At 72.0% G+C, this 16590-nt stretch carries 13 protein-coding genes; 7 read left to right on the forward strand and 6 right to left on the reverse strand.

The genetic code is table 11. From position 1 onward, the window contains the following. Positions 1–99: 99 nt before the first annotated feature. The 4 genes from IF11_RS0130340 to IF11_RS0130355 all read right to left on the reverse strand — a co-directional run bounded on the left by IF11_RS0130340 (position 100) and on the right by IF11_RS0130355 (position 5503). Positions 100–963, reverse strand: a complete 864-nt coding sequence (locus tag IF11_RS0130340) for a serine hydrolase (RefSeq protein ID WP_030354977.1) — start codon at positions 961–963, stop codon at positions 100–102. Between the two features lie 161 nt (positions 964–1124). Next, the gene (locus IF11_RS0130345; protein ID WP_030354978.1) at positions 1125–2804 is read right to left on the reverse strand and encodes a thiamine pyrophosphate-binding protein; all 1680 of its coding nucleotides are present in this window, start codon (positions 2802–2804) and stop codon (positions 1125–1127) included. Continuing rightward, complete coding sequence (speB, locus tag IF11_RS0130350; protein WP_030354979.1) at positions 2801–3811, reverse strand: agmatinase; 1011 nt, start codon at positions 3809–3811, stop codon at positions 2801–2803. The genes IF11_RS0130345 and speB overlap by 4 nt, the downstream gene beginning before the upstream one ends. Positions 3812–3994: 183 nt before the next feature. Next, entirely contained in the window at positions 3995–5503 is a 1509-nt protein-coding gene (locus IF11_RS0130355) for a sodium:solute symporter family protein (RefSeq protein ID WP_030354980.1), read from the reverse strand. 127 nt (positions 5504–5630) lie between these two features. Between IF11_RS0130355 and IF11_RS0130360 the strand changes: the two genes are divergently transcribed. The 3 genes from IF11_RS0130360 to IF11_RS0130370 all read left to right on the forward strand — a co-directional run bounded on the left by IF11_RS0130360 (position 5631) and on the right by IF11_RS0130370 (position 9060). After that, complete coding sequence (locus IF11_RS0130360; protein ID WP_051746369.1) at positions 5631–7091, forward strand: PucR family transcriptional regulator; 1461 nt, start codon at positions 5631–5633, stop codon at positions 7089–7091. A 182-nt stretch (positions 7092–7273) separates the two neighbouring features. Beyond that, the gene (locus IF11_RS0130365) at positions 7274–7798 is read left to right on the forward strand and encodes a DUF1203 domain-containing protein (protein ID WP_030354982.1); all 525 of its coding nucleotides are present in this window, start codon (positions 7274–7276) and stop codon (positions 7796–7798) included. A 104-nt stretch (positions 7799–7902) separates the two neighbouring features. Then, complete coding sequence (locus IF11_RS0130370; RefSeq protein ID WP_030354983.1) at positions 7903–9060, forward strand: acyl-CoA dehydrogenase family protein; 1158 nt, start codon at positions 7903–7905, stop codon at positions 9058–9060. 38 nt (positions 9061–9098) lie between these two features. Here the strand turns inward: IF11_RS0130370 and IF11_RS0130375 are convergent, their stop codons facing one another. Together IF11_RS0130375 and IF11_RS0130380 are read right to left on the reverse strand one after the other, a co-directional pair. Further along, positions 9099–9878, reverse strand: coding sequence for a phosphatase (locus tag IF11_RS0130375; RefSeq protein ID WP_030354984.1), 780 nt, complete (start codon positions 9876–9878; stop codon positions 9099–9101). A gap of 168 nt (positions 9879–10046) precedes the next feature. Beyond that, positions 10047–10706 carry an SACE_7040 family transcriptional regulator gene (locus tag IF11_RS0130380; RefSeq protein ID WP_078491003.1) on the reverse strand — a complete coding sequence of 220 codons (660 nt, stop codon included), beginning with the start codon at positions 10704–10706 and terminating at the stop codon, positions 10047–10049. Positions 10707–10805: 99 nt separating this feature from the next. Here IF11_RS0130380 and IF11_RS0130385 point away from each other — a divergent pair, with 99 nt between their 5' ends. From IF11_RS0130385 to IF11_RS0130400, 4 genes are read left to right on the forward strand one after another with little or no spacing between them, the layout of a single operon-like run. Further along, on the forward strand, positions 10806–12437 hold the full coding sequence (locus tag IF11_RS0130385) for a carboxyl transferase domain-containing protein (RefSeq protein ID WP_030354986.1): 1632 nt from the start codon (positions 10806–10808) through the stop codon (positions 12435–12437). Between the two features lie 8 nt (positions 12438–12445). Next, a complete protein-coding gene (locus IF11_RS0130390; RefSeq protein ID WP_030354987.1) occupies positions 12446–14419 on the forward strand; it encodes an ATP-binding protein in 1974 nt (657 codons plus the stop codon). Next, positions 14416–15363: a hydroxymethylglutaryl-CoA lyase gene (locus IF11_RS0130395; protein ID WP_030354988.1), complete on the forward strand. Its 948-nt coding sequence runs from the start codon at positions 14416–14418 to the stop codon at positions 15361–15363. Before IF11_RS0130390 ends, IF11_RS0130395 begins: the two co-directional genes overlap by 4 nt. A 6-nt stretch (positions 15364–15369) precedes the next feature. Beyond that, positions 15370–16545: an acyl-CoA dehydrogenase family protein gene (locus IF11_RS0130400; RefSeq protein WP_030354989.1), complete on the forward strand. Its 1176-nt coding sequence runs from the start codon at positions 15370–15372 to the stop codon at positions 16543–16545. The last annotated feature ends 45 nt before the right edge of the window (positions 16546–16590 follow it).

A 16590-nucleotide genomic window follows, 5' to 3' on the forward strand; every position in this document is an offset into this window, starting at 1 on the left:
GTCGCCCCAGTACTGGACGTACTGGGGTGATCCCGACAACGCCGCGAGCGTGCGTGCCGGGCGTCGCCGGGCAGGCGGGACTTTGAAGACAGGCCCTAGCTAGGCCCCGGCCTGGACGAGATCCTTGTGGACGGCCCTGGCGACGGCCTGGATGGTGTTGATGCCGTCGTTCATCGTCTTGTTGTCGTGGGTGAGCACGGTGATGGTGTAGTCGTGGCCCTTGCCCGTGAACGCGCCGACGCTGTGCACGCGCCAGCCGTGGGTGGACCGCTGGAGCCAGCCGTTCTTGAGCTGGACGGTGGCGGTGGCCGGGGCGCCCGCCGGTACGCCCCAGCGCTGGGACGTGACGACCTTGCCCATCCGGTCCAGGATGAAGGCGCGCGAGTTGGCGCCGAGCACGGTGTTCTTGGCGGTGATCAGGGACAGCAGCTGCTTCTCGTCCTGCGCGGTGATCTGGGTGAGGCCCCAGGAGCCTCGCGCGCCCGGAACGGTCCGGGTCATCCCCGCGGCCTTGAGGAAGCCCTTGACCTTCGTCGGGCCGAGCTGCTTCCACAGCGCGCTGGTCGACGCGTTGTCCGACTTGGTGATCATGGCCGTGGCGAGATCGGTCTCACGCTTGGTCAGTTTGCGGTTCGTCTTCTGTGCGTCCCAGAGCAGGGTCGCGAGGACAGTGACCTTGACCACACTGGCGGAGTCGTACTGCTGCGTGGCGCGCAGGGTGCAGCGCGTATTGGTCGTGCGGTCGTGGACCGCGAGGGCCGTGGTGGACTTCCGGCCCTTGAGCGACGCGGTGATGTCCTGGGCGAGCCTGGCCCCGAGCCCGGTCTTGTCCGAGGTGCAGGCGACGGCCGGAGCCGCCGCCGCGGCGGGCGCCGCTCCCGCGGTCACCGGTACGAGCACGCCGGCCGCCAGGGCAGCGGCGAGCGGGCCCCGGGCACGCCGGGGTATTCGCTGGTGAGTCATGGAGGATTCCCGCCCCTGGAGCGTCAGCGAGCGCGCTCCGCGCGGCGCGCCCGCTGAATATGATGCACACGGACGGGTGAATGGTTGTACGGCCGATCGGTGTCGCGATTGTCACAACTGTCGCCCTTGCCGCACCCCTCCCTCAGGCCCCAGGCGCCCCCTCAGAGATGGGTCGGGGCGAACATCCTGAGGAGGGCGGGGAGAACGACCACCGACGGGCCCGGTTCCGTGAGGGCCTTGGCGAGGTCCTCACGCAACGACTCCGGGGTGGTACGGACCGCCGGGACGCCGAAGGACTCGGACAGCGCCACGAAGTCCGGGCGGGAGAGCTCCGTGCCGGTCGCCTCACCGAAGGCGTCCGTCATGTACTCGCGCAGGATCCCGTAGCCGCCGTCGTCCACGATCAGCCAGGTGACCGGCAGGTCGTACTGGCGGGCGGTGGCCAGCTCCGCGAGCGAGTACATCGCGCCGCCGTCGCCCGAGACGGCGAGGACCGGCTTCGTACGGTCGGCCGCCGCCGCGCCCAGGGCGGCGGGGAAGGCGTAGCCGAGGCCGCCCGCGCCCTGGCCGGAGTGCATCGGGCCCGGCCAGGCGGACCAGGCCCAGTAGGCGAGGATCGTCATGTCCCAGAAGCTGGGGGACGCGGCGGGCAGGGCGTCGCGTACGGAGGCCAGCACCCGCTGCTCCAGCGTGAGGTCCTGGGCGTCGATCCTCGCCCGTACCTTCGCCAGCACCGTACGGACCGACTCGGCGCCCGCCGGGTCGCGGCGCTCGCTCACCGCGTCCAGCAGCGCGGACAGCGCGTTGCGGGCGTCGGCGTGGATGCCGAGGGCGGGGTGGTTGGACTCCAGCTTGCCGAGGTCCGCCTCGATCTGGATCACCCGGCCGCGCGGACGGAACGTGTGGTAGTTCGAGGAGAGTTCGCCGAGTCCGGAGCCCACCACCAGGAGGACGTCCGCGTCTTCGAGGAAGTCCGTGGTGTGGCGGTCCTCCAGCCAGGACTGGAGCGAGAGCGGATGCTCCCAGGGGAAGGCGCCTTTGCCGCCGAAGGTGGTGACGACCGGCGCGGACAGCTTCTCGGCGAGCGCGCGGAGCTTGCCGGCGGCGTCGGCGCGTACGACTCCGCCGCCCGCGATGATCGCCGGTCGGGCGGCGTTCGACAGCGCGTGGGCGGCCACGGCGGTCAGTTCGGGACGGGGCATCAGCTCGCGCGGGGTCGCGTCCATGGCGGTGACGACCGGCAGGGACGTCCCGGCGAGGAGGACGTCCTGCGGGATCTCGACCCAGACCGGGCCGTGCGGCGCGGTGAGCGCGGACTCCCAGGCGGCGGCGATCGCGGACGGGATCTGGGAGGCGGCGCGGACGGGATGCACGGACTTCACGATGTCGCGGAACGACGCCTGCTGGTCGCGGAGTTCATGCAGATAGCCGTGCCGGCCGCCGCCGAGCCCCGCCGTCGGCACCTGGCTGGAGATCGCGAGGACGGGCGCGGAGGCGGCGGCCGCCTCCTGGAGTGCGGCGAGCGAGGTCAGGGCGCCCGGACCGGTGGAGAGCAGCAGCGGGGCGACCTCGCCGGTGACCCTGCCGTACGCGTCGGCGGCGAACCCGGCGTTGTTCTCGACACGGAGGCCGACGTACTGGAGCGAGGACCGGCGCAGGGCGTCGAACATGCCCAGCGCGTGCTGTCCCGGCAGCCCGAACACGGTTGTGGCGCCGAGCCCGTACAGCGTCTCGACGACCAGGTCACCCCCGTTGCGCCCGGCGGGCGGCGCCAGGGCGGCGGCGGTCTGCTCCGGGGTGAGGGGCCGGGGCCCGTGGTCGTGATCGTGGTCGTGGGTCACTTCGACGCCCTTCCGGCGGCGATCTGCCGGGACATGATCGTCGTCAGTTCGTACGCCGTGTGGGAGGCGGCGACGGAGGTGATCTCGGCGTGGTCGTACGCGGGCGCGACCTCGACGACATCCGCCGAGACCACGTTGCAGGAGGCCAGTCCCCGCACTATTTCGAGGAGTTCACGGGAGGTCAGCCCGCCCGCCTCGGGCGTGCCGGTGCCGGGCGCGTGCGCCGGGTCCAGCACATCGATGTCGATCGAGATGTACAGCGGACGGTCCCCGATGCGCTGCCGCAGCTGGTCGGCGATCTCGTCCACGCCCCGGCGCATCACATCGGCGGACGTGACGATCCCGAAGCCCATCTTGGCGTCGTCGTCCAGGTCCTGCTTGCCGTACAGCGGGCCGCGCGTACCGACATGGGAGAGCGCCTCCGTATCGAGGATGCCCTCCTCGACGGCCCGGCGGAACGGCGTGCCATGGGTGTACTCGGCGCCGAAGTAGGTGTCCCAGGTGTCCAGATGGGCGTCGAAGTGGAGCAGCGCGACCGGGCCGTGCCGCTTCGCCACCGAGCGCAGCAGCGGGAGCGCGATGGTGTGGTCGCCGCCGAGGGTCATCAGGCGTGCGCCGGTCCCGAGCAGTTCGTCGGCGGCGGCCTCGATGGTGTCGACGGCCTCGTTGATGTCGAACGGGTTGGCGGCGATGTCCCCGGCGTCGGCGACCTGCGCGAGCGCGAACGGGGAGGCGTCCTGGGCCGGGTTGTACGGGCGCAGCAGGCGCGACGCCTCCCGGATCGCGTTTCCGCCGAAGCGGGCGCCGGGACGGTAGGAGACGCCGGTGTCGAAGGGGACGCCGACGACGGCGACATCGGCGGTGCCGACCTCGTCGAGCCGGGGCAGCCGGGCGAAGGTGGCCGGGCCCGCGTACCTCGGGACGCGGGACGAGTCGACCGGGCCGCGTGGGCCGCCGTCGCGGCCTCCGGCGCCGGGGACCTGGGATTCGTTTCCGTTGCTGCTCATCGTCGGGCCTCTCCGGGTATTGCTCGCGCGGCTCCGCGCTGCTGTGTACTGCCGTGTACTGCCGTGTACTGCTGCGTACCGATACATGTCGCTACACGCCACCGCGTGCCGCTGTGTGGTGCTCTGTCAAGAATGGACCGACCCACTGACAATGGGCCGGTCCGGGTCGTGTGTCCGCCGCGCTCAGCCCACGGGAACGGCTGGTTCTGACGAGGTCTCGGGGCTCTCGTCGTCCGTCTCGCCCGCGAGCCGGCGCCGCCACGCGGCCAGCACCGCTTCGTCCGTCGGCCTGGTCGCCAGACTGACGATCAGATAGGCGGCCAGCGAGGACAACAGTCCGTAGTAGACGGGCTCGTTGGCGAGGATGCCGTACGTCGCCATCAGCCCCACGACCGCCCCGCCGCCCACGATCACGCCGGCCAGCGCGCCGTACACCGTCCCGCGCTTCCAGAGCAGACCGCCGAGGATCGGCACCAGCAGTCCGCCGACGAGCAGGTTGTACGCGACGGTGAGCGCCTCGACGACATCGTTCAGCGCGATCGCGATGGCGATGACGCCGATCCCCATGATCAGGATGAACAGCCGGTTACCCCTGACCTCGTCGTGCTCGGCACCGTCCGTCCCGCCGGCCGCCCCGTCGGCCGCGCCACCGCCCCGGCCGCCGACCCTCCGCAGCCGCGACCAGATGTCGTTGTTCGCCACGGTCGCGCAGGCGATCAGCGCGCCCGAGGAGGTCGACATCACGGCCGCGAGCGCGGCGGCCAGCACCAGCCCCCGTACGCCCATGGGCAGTTCGTCCTTGACGATGGTCGCGAACGCGTCGTCCGCGCTGCCCAGGTTCGGGTAGAGCACCTTGGCCGCGGTCCCGATGACGGCTCCGGCCAGCGCGTACACCAGACAGTACGTACCGGCGACAGTGCCGCCCCAGCGCGCCACCTTGTCGCCGCGCGCCGTGAACACCCGCTGCCAGATGTCCTGTCCGATCAGCATGCCGAAGGTGTAGATCAGCACATAGGTGAAGATTGTCTCGCCGCCGATACCGAACGGCGCGAAGTACTCGTCCGGCAGCTTCGCCCGCATCTCGCTGAACCCGCCCGCCTTGACCACCGCGATGGGCAGCAGGAGCAGCAGCACCCCGATGGTCTTGACGACGAACTGCACCATGTCGGTGAGCGTGATGGACCACATGCCGCCGAGCGTCGAGTACGCGACGACGATCGCCCCGCCCAGGATGATCGCGACGGTGCGGTTCAGATCGAAGAGGACGTCGAAGATCGTGGCGTACGCGATGGTCGAGGTGACCGCGAGCATCAGTGTGTACGCCCACATCACGATGCCGGAGATGACCCCGGCCCGGCCGCCGTAGCGCAGATCGAGCATCTCGGAGACGGTGTAGACCTTCAGCCGGGCGATCCGCGCGGAGAAGAAGACCGAGAGGGCGAGCAGGCCGAGGCCGATGGTGAAGACCATCCAGGCGCCGGAGAGACCGTGCTTGTAGCCGAGGCCGACCCCGCCGATCGTGGAGGCGCCGCCGAGGACGATCGCGGCCATCGTGCCCGAGTACATCCAGGGGCCGAGCCTGCGGCCCGCGACCAGGAACTCGCTCTTGGACTTGGCGCGGCGCATGCCCCACCAGCCCATGGCCAGCATGCCGGCCAGGTAGACGACGATCACCGCGTAATCGACAGCCATGGGCTTCCTCCGTCTCGACTCAACTTTTCATCCCGCGTTCTTGTGGGTCATGACGGTAGGTGGCCGGAAAGCAGCGCTGAAGTGTACGTTTCATCCACTCAACGTACGACTGATGGATGGAACGTCCATGACGGACCCCACCCCGCACCCCACCCCGCGCTCCACGGCGCGCCCCGCCGCTCCCCCGCCCACCCCGCCGGTCCCGCTGGCCGCGCTGCTCGCGGACCGGGATCTCGGGCTGCGCCGGATCGCCGGGCCGCCGGACGACGGCTCCCAGGTGGTGCACTGGGTGCACACCTCCGAGATGGCCGATCCGTACCCGTATCTGCTCGGCGGGGAGCTGCTGCTGACCGCCGGTGTCCAGCTCAGCGACGCGTACGCGGACGAGTACGCGGCGCGGGTGGTCGAGGCGGGCGCGGCGGCGCTCGGTTTCGGGGTGACGCCGGTGTACGACACGGTGCCGCCCGCGCTCGTCGAGGCGTGCGACCGGCATGGTCTGCCGCTGCTCGAAGTGCCGCCCCGTACCCCGTTCACCACCGTCGCACGCGGGGTGTGGCGGCTGATGGCGGAGGCACGCCACCGCGAGCTGCGGCGGGTGACCCAGGCGCAGCAGGGTCTGGCGGCGGCCGCCGCGCGCCAGGACCCGGTGCCCGCGGTGGTGCGGCAGCTGGCGGTGCGGCTGGGGGGCCGGGCGGTGCTGTTCGCGCCGGACGGCGCGGAGCTGCACACCACGGGCCGGGCCCCGTCGCCGGGGGCGCGTACGGCCCTCGCCCGGCTGGCCCGGGTGGTACGCGGCGGACCGGCGTCCGCCACCGACACCGCCCAGGGCGCCCATCTCGCCGCGTACGCGCTCGGCGGCGGCCAGGGGCTCGTCCTGGGCGTGGCCACCGAGGGGCGGGAGGCCGGGGACCACACCGTGGCCGGCGTCGCCGTCGTCCTCCTGTCGCTGCTCACCGCGCCCCATCAGAGCGCGGCCGAGGCGGGCCGCTCGGCGGCGCTCGTACGGCTGCTGCTCGGGGCCACGCCCGCCGAGGCCGCGCCGCTGCTCGGGCCGGGGCCGTGGAGCGTGGTCCACGCGCGCGGCGGCTCCACGCCCTTCGCGGCGGGCGCGCTGGCGGCGGCGCTGGGCAGCGCGCTGGTCGATACGGACGGCACCACGACCCGGATCGTCACCGACCGCGAGGTCACCGCACGGCCCGGCTGGACCCTGGGCGTCAGCGAGCCGGTGGAACCGGCGGAACTGGCCGCCGCCGACACCCGCGCCGAGCGCGCGCTGCGCCGCGCGGAGGCCACCCGTACCCCGCTCGTACGCCACCACGGGGAGGGACTCGCCGGCCTGTTCGCCCCCGAGGAGGCCACCGCCCACGCCCGCACCCGCCTGGCCCCGCTCACCGGCTCACCTGCCCTGGCCGAGACGCTGCGCGTCTGGCTCTCGCTGCACGGCAGCTGGGACCGCACGGCGGTGGCCCTGACCGTCCACCGCAACACCGTCCGCCAGCGCATCGCCCGCTGCGCGACGCTGCTGGACGCGGACCTGGACGACGCGGACGTACGGATGGAGCTGTGGTTCGCGCTGCGCTGGGCGTGACGGCCCGGGCCGGCCCCGGCCGGACGTAGTCCGTCAGTCTCCCGACACGGGCTCGTCGTCGTACGCGGGCGCCGGCAGGTGAGCGCCCCGGCTCTCCGCGACGCGGAGAACGTCACGCAGGGCTGAGCACCCCGTCCGGATTCCGCCAGCGCGCCGAGGGGCCGGCCGCCGACGCTGGGCTCATGACCGCGTACACGCCTCTCCCCATCCCTCCCGCCGCGCTCAGGGAACTCCGCGACATCGACGACGCCGGGCGGCCGATGCGGCCGTACATCGCGCGCGAGGACGGCGTTCCCCTCGATTGCGTGGGCAGCCCGCTGCGCTGCTGCCTGCGGGCCGTCCAGCCCGGCGAGCGGGTCGCCCTCGTCTCTTACGCGCCGCTGCGCCGCTGGGCGTCGGATACCGGGGCCGAGCCCGGAGCCTACGACGAAGCGGGGCCCGTATTCATCCACGCCGGCGAATGCGGAGAGCCACGGAGGCCCCTGGGATACCCCTTCGCGCGGCCGGGGGCACTTCGCACCATCCGCCGCTACAACGACGCGGGACGCATCGTCGGGGGCCGCCTCTTCGAGATCCCGAAAGACGCCGAGGCCGGGTTCGACCGGGTTTTCGAGGAGGCGTTCGCCGAGCCGGAGGTGGCAGTGGCGCATGTGCGGGCCCTGGAGTACGGCTGCTTCCAGTTCGAGGTTCGGCGACCGCGACCGTAGGCCGTGGTCGGCGGTCGCGTCGGCGTCCCCGGGCCTGGACACCGGAACGAACCGCCGGGTAACTTGGATGAGCAAGCGCTTAGCCACGAGGGGGAGGCACTTCAGTGCGTCGTACCGTCTACAACGAGGACCACGAGGCGTTCCGGGAGACCATTCGCGCCTTCATAGAGGCCGAGGTCGTCCCCGTCCACGACGAGTGGTACGCGGCGGGGCAGGCGCCCCGCGACTTCTACTACCAACTCGGCGAGCTGGGCATCTTCGGGATAGAGGTGCCCGAGGAGTACGGCGGCGCGGGTGAGGAATCGTTCAAGTTCCAGGCGGTCGTCACCGAGGAGTGCGCACGCGCGGGTGTCTCCTTCGGCGGCTCCGGGGTCCATGTCGCGCTCTGTCTGCCCTACTTGAAGGCGTACGCCACCGACGAGCAGAAGAAGCGCTGGCTGCCGGACTTCGTCAGCGGCCGGACGATGTACGCCATCGCCATGACCGAGCCGGGCACGGGCTCCGACCTGGCCGGTATGAAGACCACCGCCAGGCTCTCCGAGGACGGCACGCACTACGTCCTGAACGGCGCGAAGACGTTCATCACCGGCGGCGTGCACGCGGACCGGGTGATCGTGTGTGCCCGTACCGCCGCCCCGACCGCCGAGGACCGCCGGTACGGCATCTCGCTGCTGGTCGTGGACACGAAGTCCGAGGGGTACGCGGTCGGCCGCAAGCTCGACAAGCTGGGGCTGCGGATCTCCGACACCGCCGAACTGTCCTTCAGCGACGTCAAGGTCCCGGTCGGGGATCTGCTCGGCGAGGAGAACAAGGGCTTCTCCTACCTCGGCCAGAATCTGCCGCAGGAGCGGCTGGGCATCGCCGTCGGCGCGTACGCGCAGGCCGCCGCCGCGGTCCGGTTCGCGCAGGCGTACGTCCAGGAGCGGACGGTCTTCGGCAAGAGCGTCGCGTCGTTCCAGAACACGAAGTTCGAACTGGCCGCGTGCAAGGCCGAGGTGGACGCGGCGGAGGCCGTCGTCGACCGCGCGCTGGAGGCCCATGACCTGGGCGAGCTCTCCGCCGCCGAGGCCGCGTCCGCGAAGCTCTTCACCACCGAGGTCGCGCACCGCGTCATCGACAAGTGCCTCCAGCTGCACGGCGGCTACGGCTATATGAACGAGTACCCGATCGCCCGGCTGTACGCGGACAACCGCGTCAACCGGATCTACGGCGGCACCAGCGAGGTCATGAAGATGATCATCGCCAAGTCGATGGGGCTGTAGGACCACACGCCGGGTCGTCGCCGACCGCGGCCGTACGGTCAGAGCAGGCCCGCCTCGTTCAGCAGGTAGGCGGTCATCGGGTCGTAGAAGCGCGGGTCCGTGACATGGTCGTCCAGTGGGACGGTCACCTCCAGCGTGCCTTCCGCCTCGGCGATGAAGAGGGCCGGGTCGTTGCAGTCCGCGTATCCGACCGAGTCCAGTCCGCGCTGGCCCGCGCACCCCGCCCAGCCGTGGTCCGCGACCACCAGATCGGGCTGTGGTCTGCCCTCGCGCTCCAGACCGTCCAGGATCGCCCGCATCGGCTCCGGCGAGTGCGTGTGCCAGAGGGTCGCGGCGCGCTCCAGCATCGCGACATCGGCGAACTGGAAGACCATGCCCTCGTCGGCGGTGAGCCCGCCCGGGATCCGTACGATCTCGCAGCCCGCGGCCCGCAGGGCGTCCGCGGTCTGCCGGTGCACGTCCAGCAGCCCGCCGGGGTGGCCGGTCGCGAACAGTACGCGCTGCTTGCCGGCGGCGGCCTTGCGCAGCCGCGCGGCCAGCCGCTCCAGGCCGTCCACGGTCAGCTCGGGATCGATGGTGTCCTGGCCGGCCCGGTGCTCGGGGTCGTCGCTGACCCCGCACCGCTCGGCCATCACGGCGAGCACGTCCTGCTCGTCGGTCCAGCGGTCCCCCAGCTCCAGGCCGAGCCAGTAGTGGCGGTCTCCGTTGGCCAGCTTGCGGTAGTGGGAGAGGTTGTTGTCACGGGGCGTCGCGACGTTCCCGGCGATACGCGTTCGGACGAGATGGTCGACAAGGGCGGCACGGCTCGGTATCGGCATGAGCCCATTGTGCCGTCCGGCCCGCGCGCCGCGCCGGGTGTCCCGGTTCCCGGACGGTCTTCGGCCGGTCTTCGACCAGCCCGGACTCCGTTACGCACCCGTCGGCGTGGTGCGCCGGGCCTCACCCGCGACCGGCAGCGTCCCCCCGGCGCGTCCGTACCGCCCGTCTCATCCGCGACCGGTGGCGTCCCCCGGCTCACCCATACCGCCCACCTCACCCGACTCACCCGTCTCGCCCAGCGCCGCGAACGCGCCGTGCGCCAGGCGGCGCAGCAGCGATTCCGTCGCCGCGCGGCCCGGGAGGCCGCCGCCGGGCGAGCCGAGGTGCGGCGTCGAGTTCAGCAGGCCGAAGACCGCGTGGACCGCGCCGCGCGCCTGGGATTCCGGGACGGCCGGGTACAGCTCCCGTACGACCGTGACCCACAGCTCCACGTACTGCCGCTGAAGCTGGCGCACCAGCTTGCGGTCGCTGTCCCTGAGGCGGTCCAGCTCGCGGTCGTGGAGGGTGATCAGCGGGCGGTCGTCGAGGGCGAAGTCGATATGTCCGTCGATCAGCGAGGCCAGTACGGCTGCCGGGTCACCGGCCGCGCCCGCGCCCCGTACGCGCAGCTTCCCGCCGTCCAGCAGCCGTCCGCTGATGCCGACCAGCAGCTCGGCGAGCATCGCGTCCTTGCCCGCGAAATGGCGGTACAGACCGGGCCCGCTGATGCCGACGGCCGCCCCTATCTCGTCGACACCGACGCCGTGGAACCCGCGCTCGGCGAAGAGGCGCGCTGCCTCGCTGAGGATCTGCTCGCGGCGGGTCGGGGCCGCGGTCCTGGTGCTCATGAGAAATCATTCTAGACAGGGCCGTTAGCGGTCGTTAACCTGAAGGCAACACGTTAACGCTCACTAACACCAGTGAACCCAGCGAGGGGGCTACGAGCGATGCGGCAGGCACCAGTGCTGGCGAGCGCCGCCGATCCGGCGTCCGAGGCATGGCGGGCCAATGAGGCGGCCCATCAGGAGCTGGCCGACGGCCTGCGCTCCCGGCTCGTCGCCGCGCGCCTCGGCGGCGGCGAGAAGGCCCGCGCCCGGCACACCGCGCGCGGGAAACTGCTCCCGCGCGACCGCGTGGACACCCTCCTCGACCCCGGCTCGCCCTTCCTGGAACTGGCGCCGCTCGCGGCCGAGGGGATGTACGGCGGGGCCGCCCCGGCCGCCGGGGTGATCGCCGGGATCGGCCGGGTCAGTGGCCGCGAGTGCGTGGTGGTCGCCAATGACGCCACGGTCAAGGGCGGTACGTACTACCCGATGACGGTGAAGAAACACCTCCGCGCCCAGGAAGTGGCTCTGGAGAACCGCCTCCCCTGCCTCTATCTGGTGGACTCCGGCGGCGCCTTCCTGCCGATGCAGGACGAGGTCTTCCCCGACCGCGACCACTTCGGCCGGATCTTCTACAACCAGGCCCGGATGTCCGGCGCCGGTATCCCGCAGATCGCCGCGGTGCTCGGCTCCTGTACGGCGGGCGGCGCGTACGTCCCGGCGATGAGCGACGAGGCCGTGATCGTCCGCGGGCAGGGCACGATCTTCCTGGGCGGGCCGCCGCTGGTGAAGGCGGCGACCGGCGAGGTCGTCACAGCCGAGGAGCTGGGCGGCGGCGAGGTCCACTCCCGGGTCTCGGGAGTCACCGACCATCTCGCCGAGGACGACGCGCACGCGCTGCGCATCGTCCGCACGATCGTCTCCACGCTCCCCGCGCGCGGCCCGCTCCCCTGGTCCGTCGAGCCGGTGGAGGAGCCCAAGGTGGACCCCGCCGGGCTGTACGGCGCGGTGCCGGTGGATTCCCGTACGCCCTACGACGTCCGCGAGGTGATCGCGCGGCTGGTCGACGGCTCGCGGTTCACCGAGTTCAAGGCCGAGTTCGGGACCACGCTGGTCACCGGCTTCGCGCGGATCCACGGCCATCCGGTCGGCGTCATCGCCAACAACGGCATCCTGTTCTCCGAGTCCGCCCAGAAGGGCGCGCATTTCATCGAGCTGTGCGACCAGCGCGGGATCCCGCTGCTCTTCCTCCAGAACATCTCGGGCTTCATGGTCGGCCGGGACTACGAGGCGGGCGGGATCGCCAAGCACGGCGCGAAGATGGTGACGGCCGTCGCCTGCGCGCGGGTGCCGAAGCTGACGGTCGTGGTCGGCGGTTCGTACGGCGCGGGCAACTACTCGATGTGCGGCCGGGCCTACTCCCCCCGCTTCCTGTGGATGTGGCCCAACGCCAAGATCTCGGTGATGGGCGGCGAGCAGGCCGCGTCCGTGCTGGCCACCGTCAAGCGCGACCAGATCGAGGGGCGCGGCGAGGAGTGGCCGGCCGAGGCCGAGGAGTCCTTCAAGGACCCGATCCGCGCGCAGTACGAGACCCAGGGCAACGCCTACTACGCGACCGCGCGGCTCTGGGACGACGGCGTGATCGACCCGCTGGAGACCCGCCAGGTGGTGGGTCTGGCCCTGACCGCGTGTGCCAACGCCCCACTGCCCCCGAGGGACAGCGCGGCGCAGGGCTTCGGCGTCTTCCGGATGTGAGGGTGGGAATGTTCGACACGGTTCTGATCGCCAACCGCGGCGAGATCGCGGTCCGCGTCATCCGCACCCTGCGCGCGCTGGGCGTGCGCTCGGTCGCGGTGTTCAGCGACGCGGACGCGGATGCCCGGCATGTACGGGAGGCCGACACCGCCGTACGGATCGGGCCCGCCGCCGCGGCCGAGAGCTATCTCCGCGTCGACCGGCTGCTGGAGGCGGCGGCCCGTACCGGCGCGCGGGCGGTCCACCCCGGCTATGGCTTCCTCGCCGAGAACGCCGCCTTCGCGCGCGCCTGCGCGGACGCGGGGCTGGTCTTCGTCGGCCCGCCCGCCCCCGCCATCGCGCTGATGGGCGACAAGATCCGCGCCAAGGAGACCGTACGGACCGCCGGGGTCCCGGTGGTGCCCGGCTCCTCGGGCGGCGGACTGAGCGATGACCAGCTGGCCGAGGCGGCGCGCGGGATCGGCATGCCGGTGCTGCTGAAGCCCTCGGCGGGCGGCGGCGGCAAGGGCATGCGGCTGGTGCGGTCCGAGGCGGCGCTCGCCGAGGAGATCGCGGCGGCCCGGCGCGAGGCGCGCTCCTCCTTCGGGGACGACACGCTCCTGGTGGAGCGCTGGGTGGACCGCCCGCGCCATATCGAGATCCAGGTCCTGGCGGACACCCATGGGAACGTGGTGCATCTGGGCGAGCGCGAGTGCTCGCTCCAGCGCCGCCACCAGAAGGTCATCGAGGAGGCGCCGTCCGTCCTGCTGGACGAGGCGACGCGCGCGGCGATGGGCGAGGCGGCGGTCCGGGCGGCGCGCTCGTGCGGATACGCGGGCGCGGGCACGGTCGAGTTCATCGTCCCCGGCGGCGACCCGTCGTCGTACTTCTTCATGGAGATGAACACCCGCCTCCAGGTCGAGCACCCCGTGACCGAGCTGGCGGTGTCGGTCGGCGGGAAGCGCGGCCTGGATCTGGTGGAGTGGCAGCTGCGGATCGCCTCCGGCGAGGAACTGCCCTTCGGCCAGGACGACATCGCGTTCGACGGCCATGCGGTGGAGGCGCGCGTCTGCGCCGAGGATCCCGCCCGCGGCTTCCTGCCCTCCGGCGGTACGGTGCTCGCCCTGCGCGAGCCGGAGGGCGACGGCGTACGGACCGACTCGGGCCTCTCCGAGGGCGCGGACGTCGGCAGCGCCTACGACCCGATGCTCTCCAAGGTCATCGCGTACGGCCCCGACCGCGCCACGGCCCTGCGCAGACTCCGCGCGGCGCTCGCGGAGACGGTCACGCTCGGGGTCCCGACGAACGCGGGCTTCCTGCGCCGGCTGCTGGCCCACCCCTCGGTGGCCGCGGGCGAGCTGGACACGGGGCTGGTCGAGCGCGAGGCGGCCGGGCTGCTGGCGGAGACGGTCCCGCCGGAGGTGTACGCGGCCGCGGCGGCGGTCCGTCAGTCGGGGCTGCTGCCGCCCGCGACCGCGGAATGGGTGGACCCCTTCTCCGTACCGTACGGCTGGCGCCTCGGCGGCGTACCCCAGCCGGTCCGCCATCCGCTGCGGGTTGCGGGACTTGAACCCGTGACGCGGGAGGCGCCGCCCGCGGACCGGTTCCGGGTGGAGCCCGGTCGGGTCACGGTCACCATGGACGGGGTGACCCACACCTTCCACCGCGCGGGCGACTGGCTCGGCAGGGACGGGGACAGCTGGCACGTCCAGGACTTCGACCCCGTCGAGGCGGCTCTGCGCGGGGCCGCCGGGGCGGGCGGTGTGGACGCGCTGACCGCGCCGATGCCCGGGACGGTCACCGTCGTCAAGGTGGCCGTCGGCGACGAGGTGACGGCCGGTCAGAGTCTGCTGGTCGTGGAGGCGATGAAGATGGAGCACGTCATCTCCGCGCCGCACGGCGGCACGGTCACCGAGCTGGACGTCACCCCCGGCTCCACCGTCGCCATGGATCAGGTACTGGCCGTCGTCGCGCCGGCCGGCCCCGCCGAGGAGGAGTCATGACCGAAGGACTGCCCATGGCGGTGCCCGCGCAGGGCCTGCCGCCCCGGGTCCGTATCCATGAGGTGGGCGCGCGCGACGGACTCCAGAACGAGAAGGCCGTCGTACCGACCGAGGTCAAGGCGGAGTTCATCCACCGCCTGGCCCACGCCGGGCTGACCACCATCGAGGCGACCAGCTTCGTCCGCCCCGAATGGGTGCCCCAACTGGCCGATGCCGAGCGGCTGTTCCCGATGCTCGCCGACCTCGGCGGCGCCCCCGACATCGAGCTTCCCGTGCTCGTGCCGAACGGGCGCGGGCTGGACCGCGCCATCGCGCTGGGCGCCCGCCGTATCGCCGTGTTCGGCAGCGCCACGGAATCCTTCGCCAAGGCCAATCTCAACCGGACGGTCGACGAGTCGCTCGCCATGTTCGAGCCGGTCGTCGCCAGGGCCCGGGACGACCGGATGTGGGTCCGCGGCTATCTCTCGATGTGCTTCGGCGACCCCTGGGAAGGCCCGGTCCCGATCCACCAGGTCGTCAGGGTCGCCAAGGCCCTGCGGGACATGGGGTGCGACGAGCTGAGCCTCGGGGACACCATCGGTGTCGCTACCCCCGGCCATGTGCAGACGCTCCTCGCCGAACTGAACGAGGAGGGCGTACCGACCGACGTCCTCGCGGTGCATTTCCACGACACGTACGGCCAGGCGCTCGCCAACACCCTCGCGGCGCTCCAGCACGGGGTGACCACCGTGGACGCCTCCGCGGGCGGCCTCGGCGGCTGCCCGTACGCGAAGAGCGCGACCGGAAATCTCGCCACCGAAGACCTCGTGTGGATGCTCGACGGCCTCGGTATCGAAACCGGCGTCGATCTCGGCCGGCTCGTCGCCACCAGCGGCTGGCTGGCCGAACGGCTGGGCCGCCCCAGCCCCTCCCGTACCGTACGCGCCCTCTCCCACAAGGAGTGACCATCGATGTCCCTGGACCACCGGCTCTCCGCCGAGCATGAAGAACTGCGCCGCACTGTCGAGGAGTTCGCCCGCGAGGTCGTCGCGCCCAAGATCGGCGACTTCTACGAGCGGCATGAGTTCCCCTACGAGATCGTCCGTGAGATGGGCCGGATGGGGCTGTTCGGGCTGCCGTTCCCGGAGGAGTACGGCGGCATGGGCGGCGACTATCTCGCGCTCGGTATCGCCCTGGAGGAGCTGGCCCGTGTCGACTCCTCGGTGGCGATCACCCTGGAGGCCGGGGTCTCGCTGGGCGCCATGCCCATCCACCGCTTCGGTACGGAGGAGCAGAAGCGTGAGTGGCTGCCCCGGCTCTGCTCGGGCGAGCTGCTCGGCGCGTTCGGCCTGACGGAACCGGACTGCGGTTCGGACGCGGGCGGCACGCGCACCACCGCCGTGCGCGACGGCGACTCCTGGGTGATCAATGGCACCAAGTGCTTCATCACCAACTCCGGTACGGACATCACCGGCCTGGTCACGGTCACCGCCGTCACCGGCCGCAAGGAGGACGGCCGTCCGGAGATCTCCTCGATCATCGTGCCGTCGGGCACCCCCGGCTTCACGGTCGCCGCCCCGTACTCGAAGGTCGGCTGGAACGCGTCGGACACCCGCGAGCTGTCGTTCGCGGACGTCCGGGTCCCGCTGGGCCATCTGCTGGGCGAGGAGGGCCGCGGGTACGCGCAGTTCCTGCGGATCCTCGACGAGGGCAGGATCGCGATCTCCGCGCTGGCGACCGGGCTCGCCCAGGGGTGTGTGGACGAGTCGGTGGCGTACGCGCGCGAGCGGCACGCCTTCGGCCGGCCGATCGGCGCCAACCAGGCCATCCAGTTCAAGATCGCCGACATGGAGATGCGCGCGCACATGGCGCGGATCGGCTGGCGGGACGCGGCCTCCCGGCTGGCGCACGGCGAGCCGTTCAAGAAGGAGGCGGCGCTGGCGAAGCTCTACTCCTCGACCGTCGCCGTCGACAACGCCCGTGAAGCCACCCAGATCCATGGCGGATACGGCTTCATGAATGAGTATCCGGTGGCCAGGATGTGGCGCGACTCCAAGATCCTGGAGATCGGTGAGGGAACGAGCGAGGTCCAGCGGATGCTGATCGCACGGGAGTTGGGGCTGGCGGATCTGACTCCGACGGGCTGAGGCTCGGCCGGTGCGCGGGCCGGCCAATTCCTGAGGCAATAAGTG

This window comes from Streptomyces scopuliridis RB72, from assembly GCF_000718095.1.
Classification (GTDB): Bacteria; Actinomycetota; Actinomycetes; order Streptomycetales; family Streptomycetaceae; genus Streptomyces; species Streptomyces scopuliridis.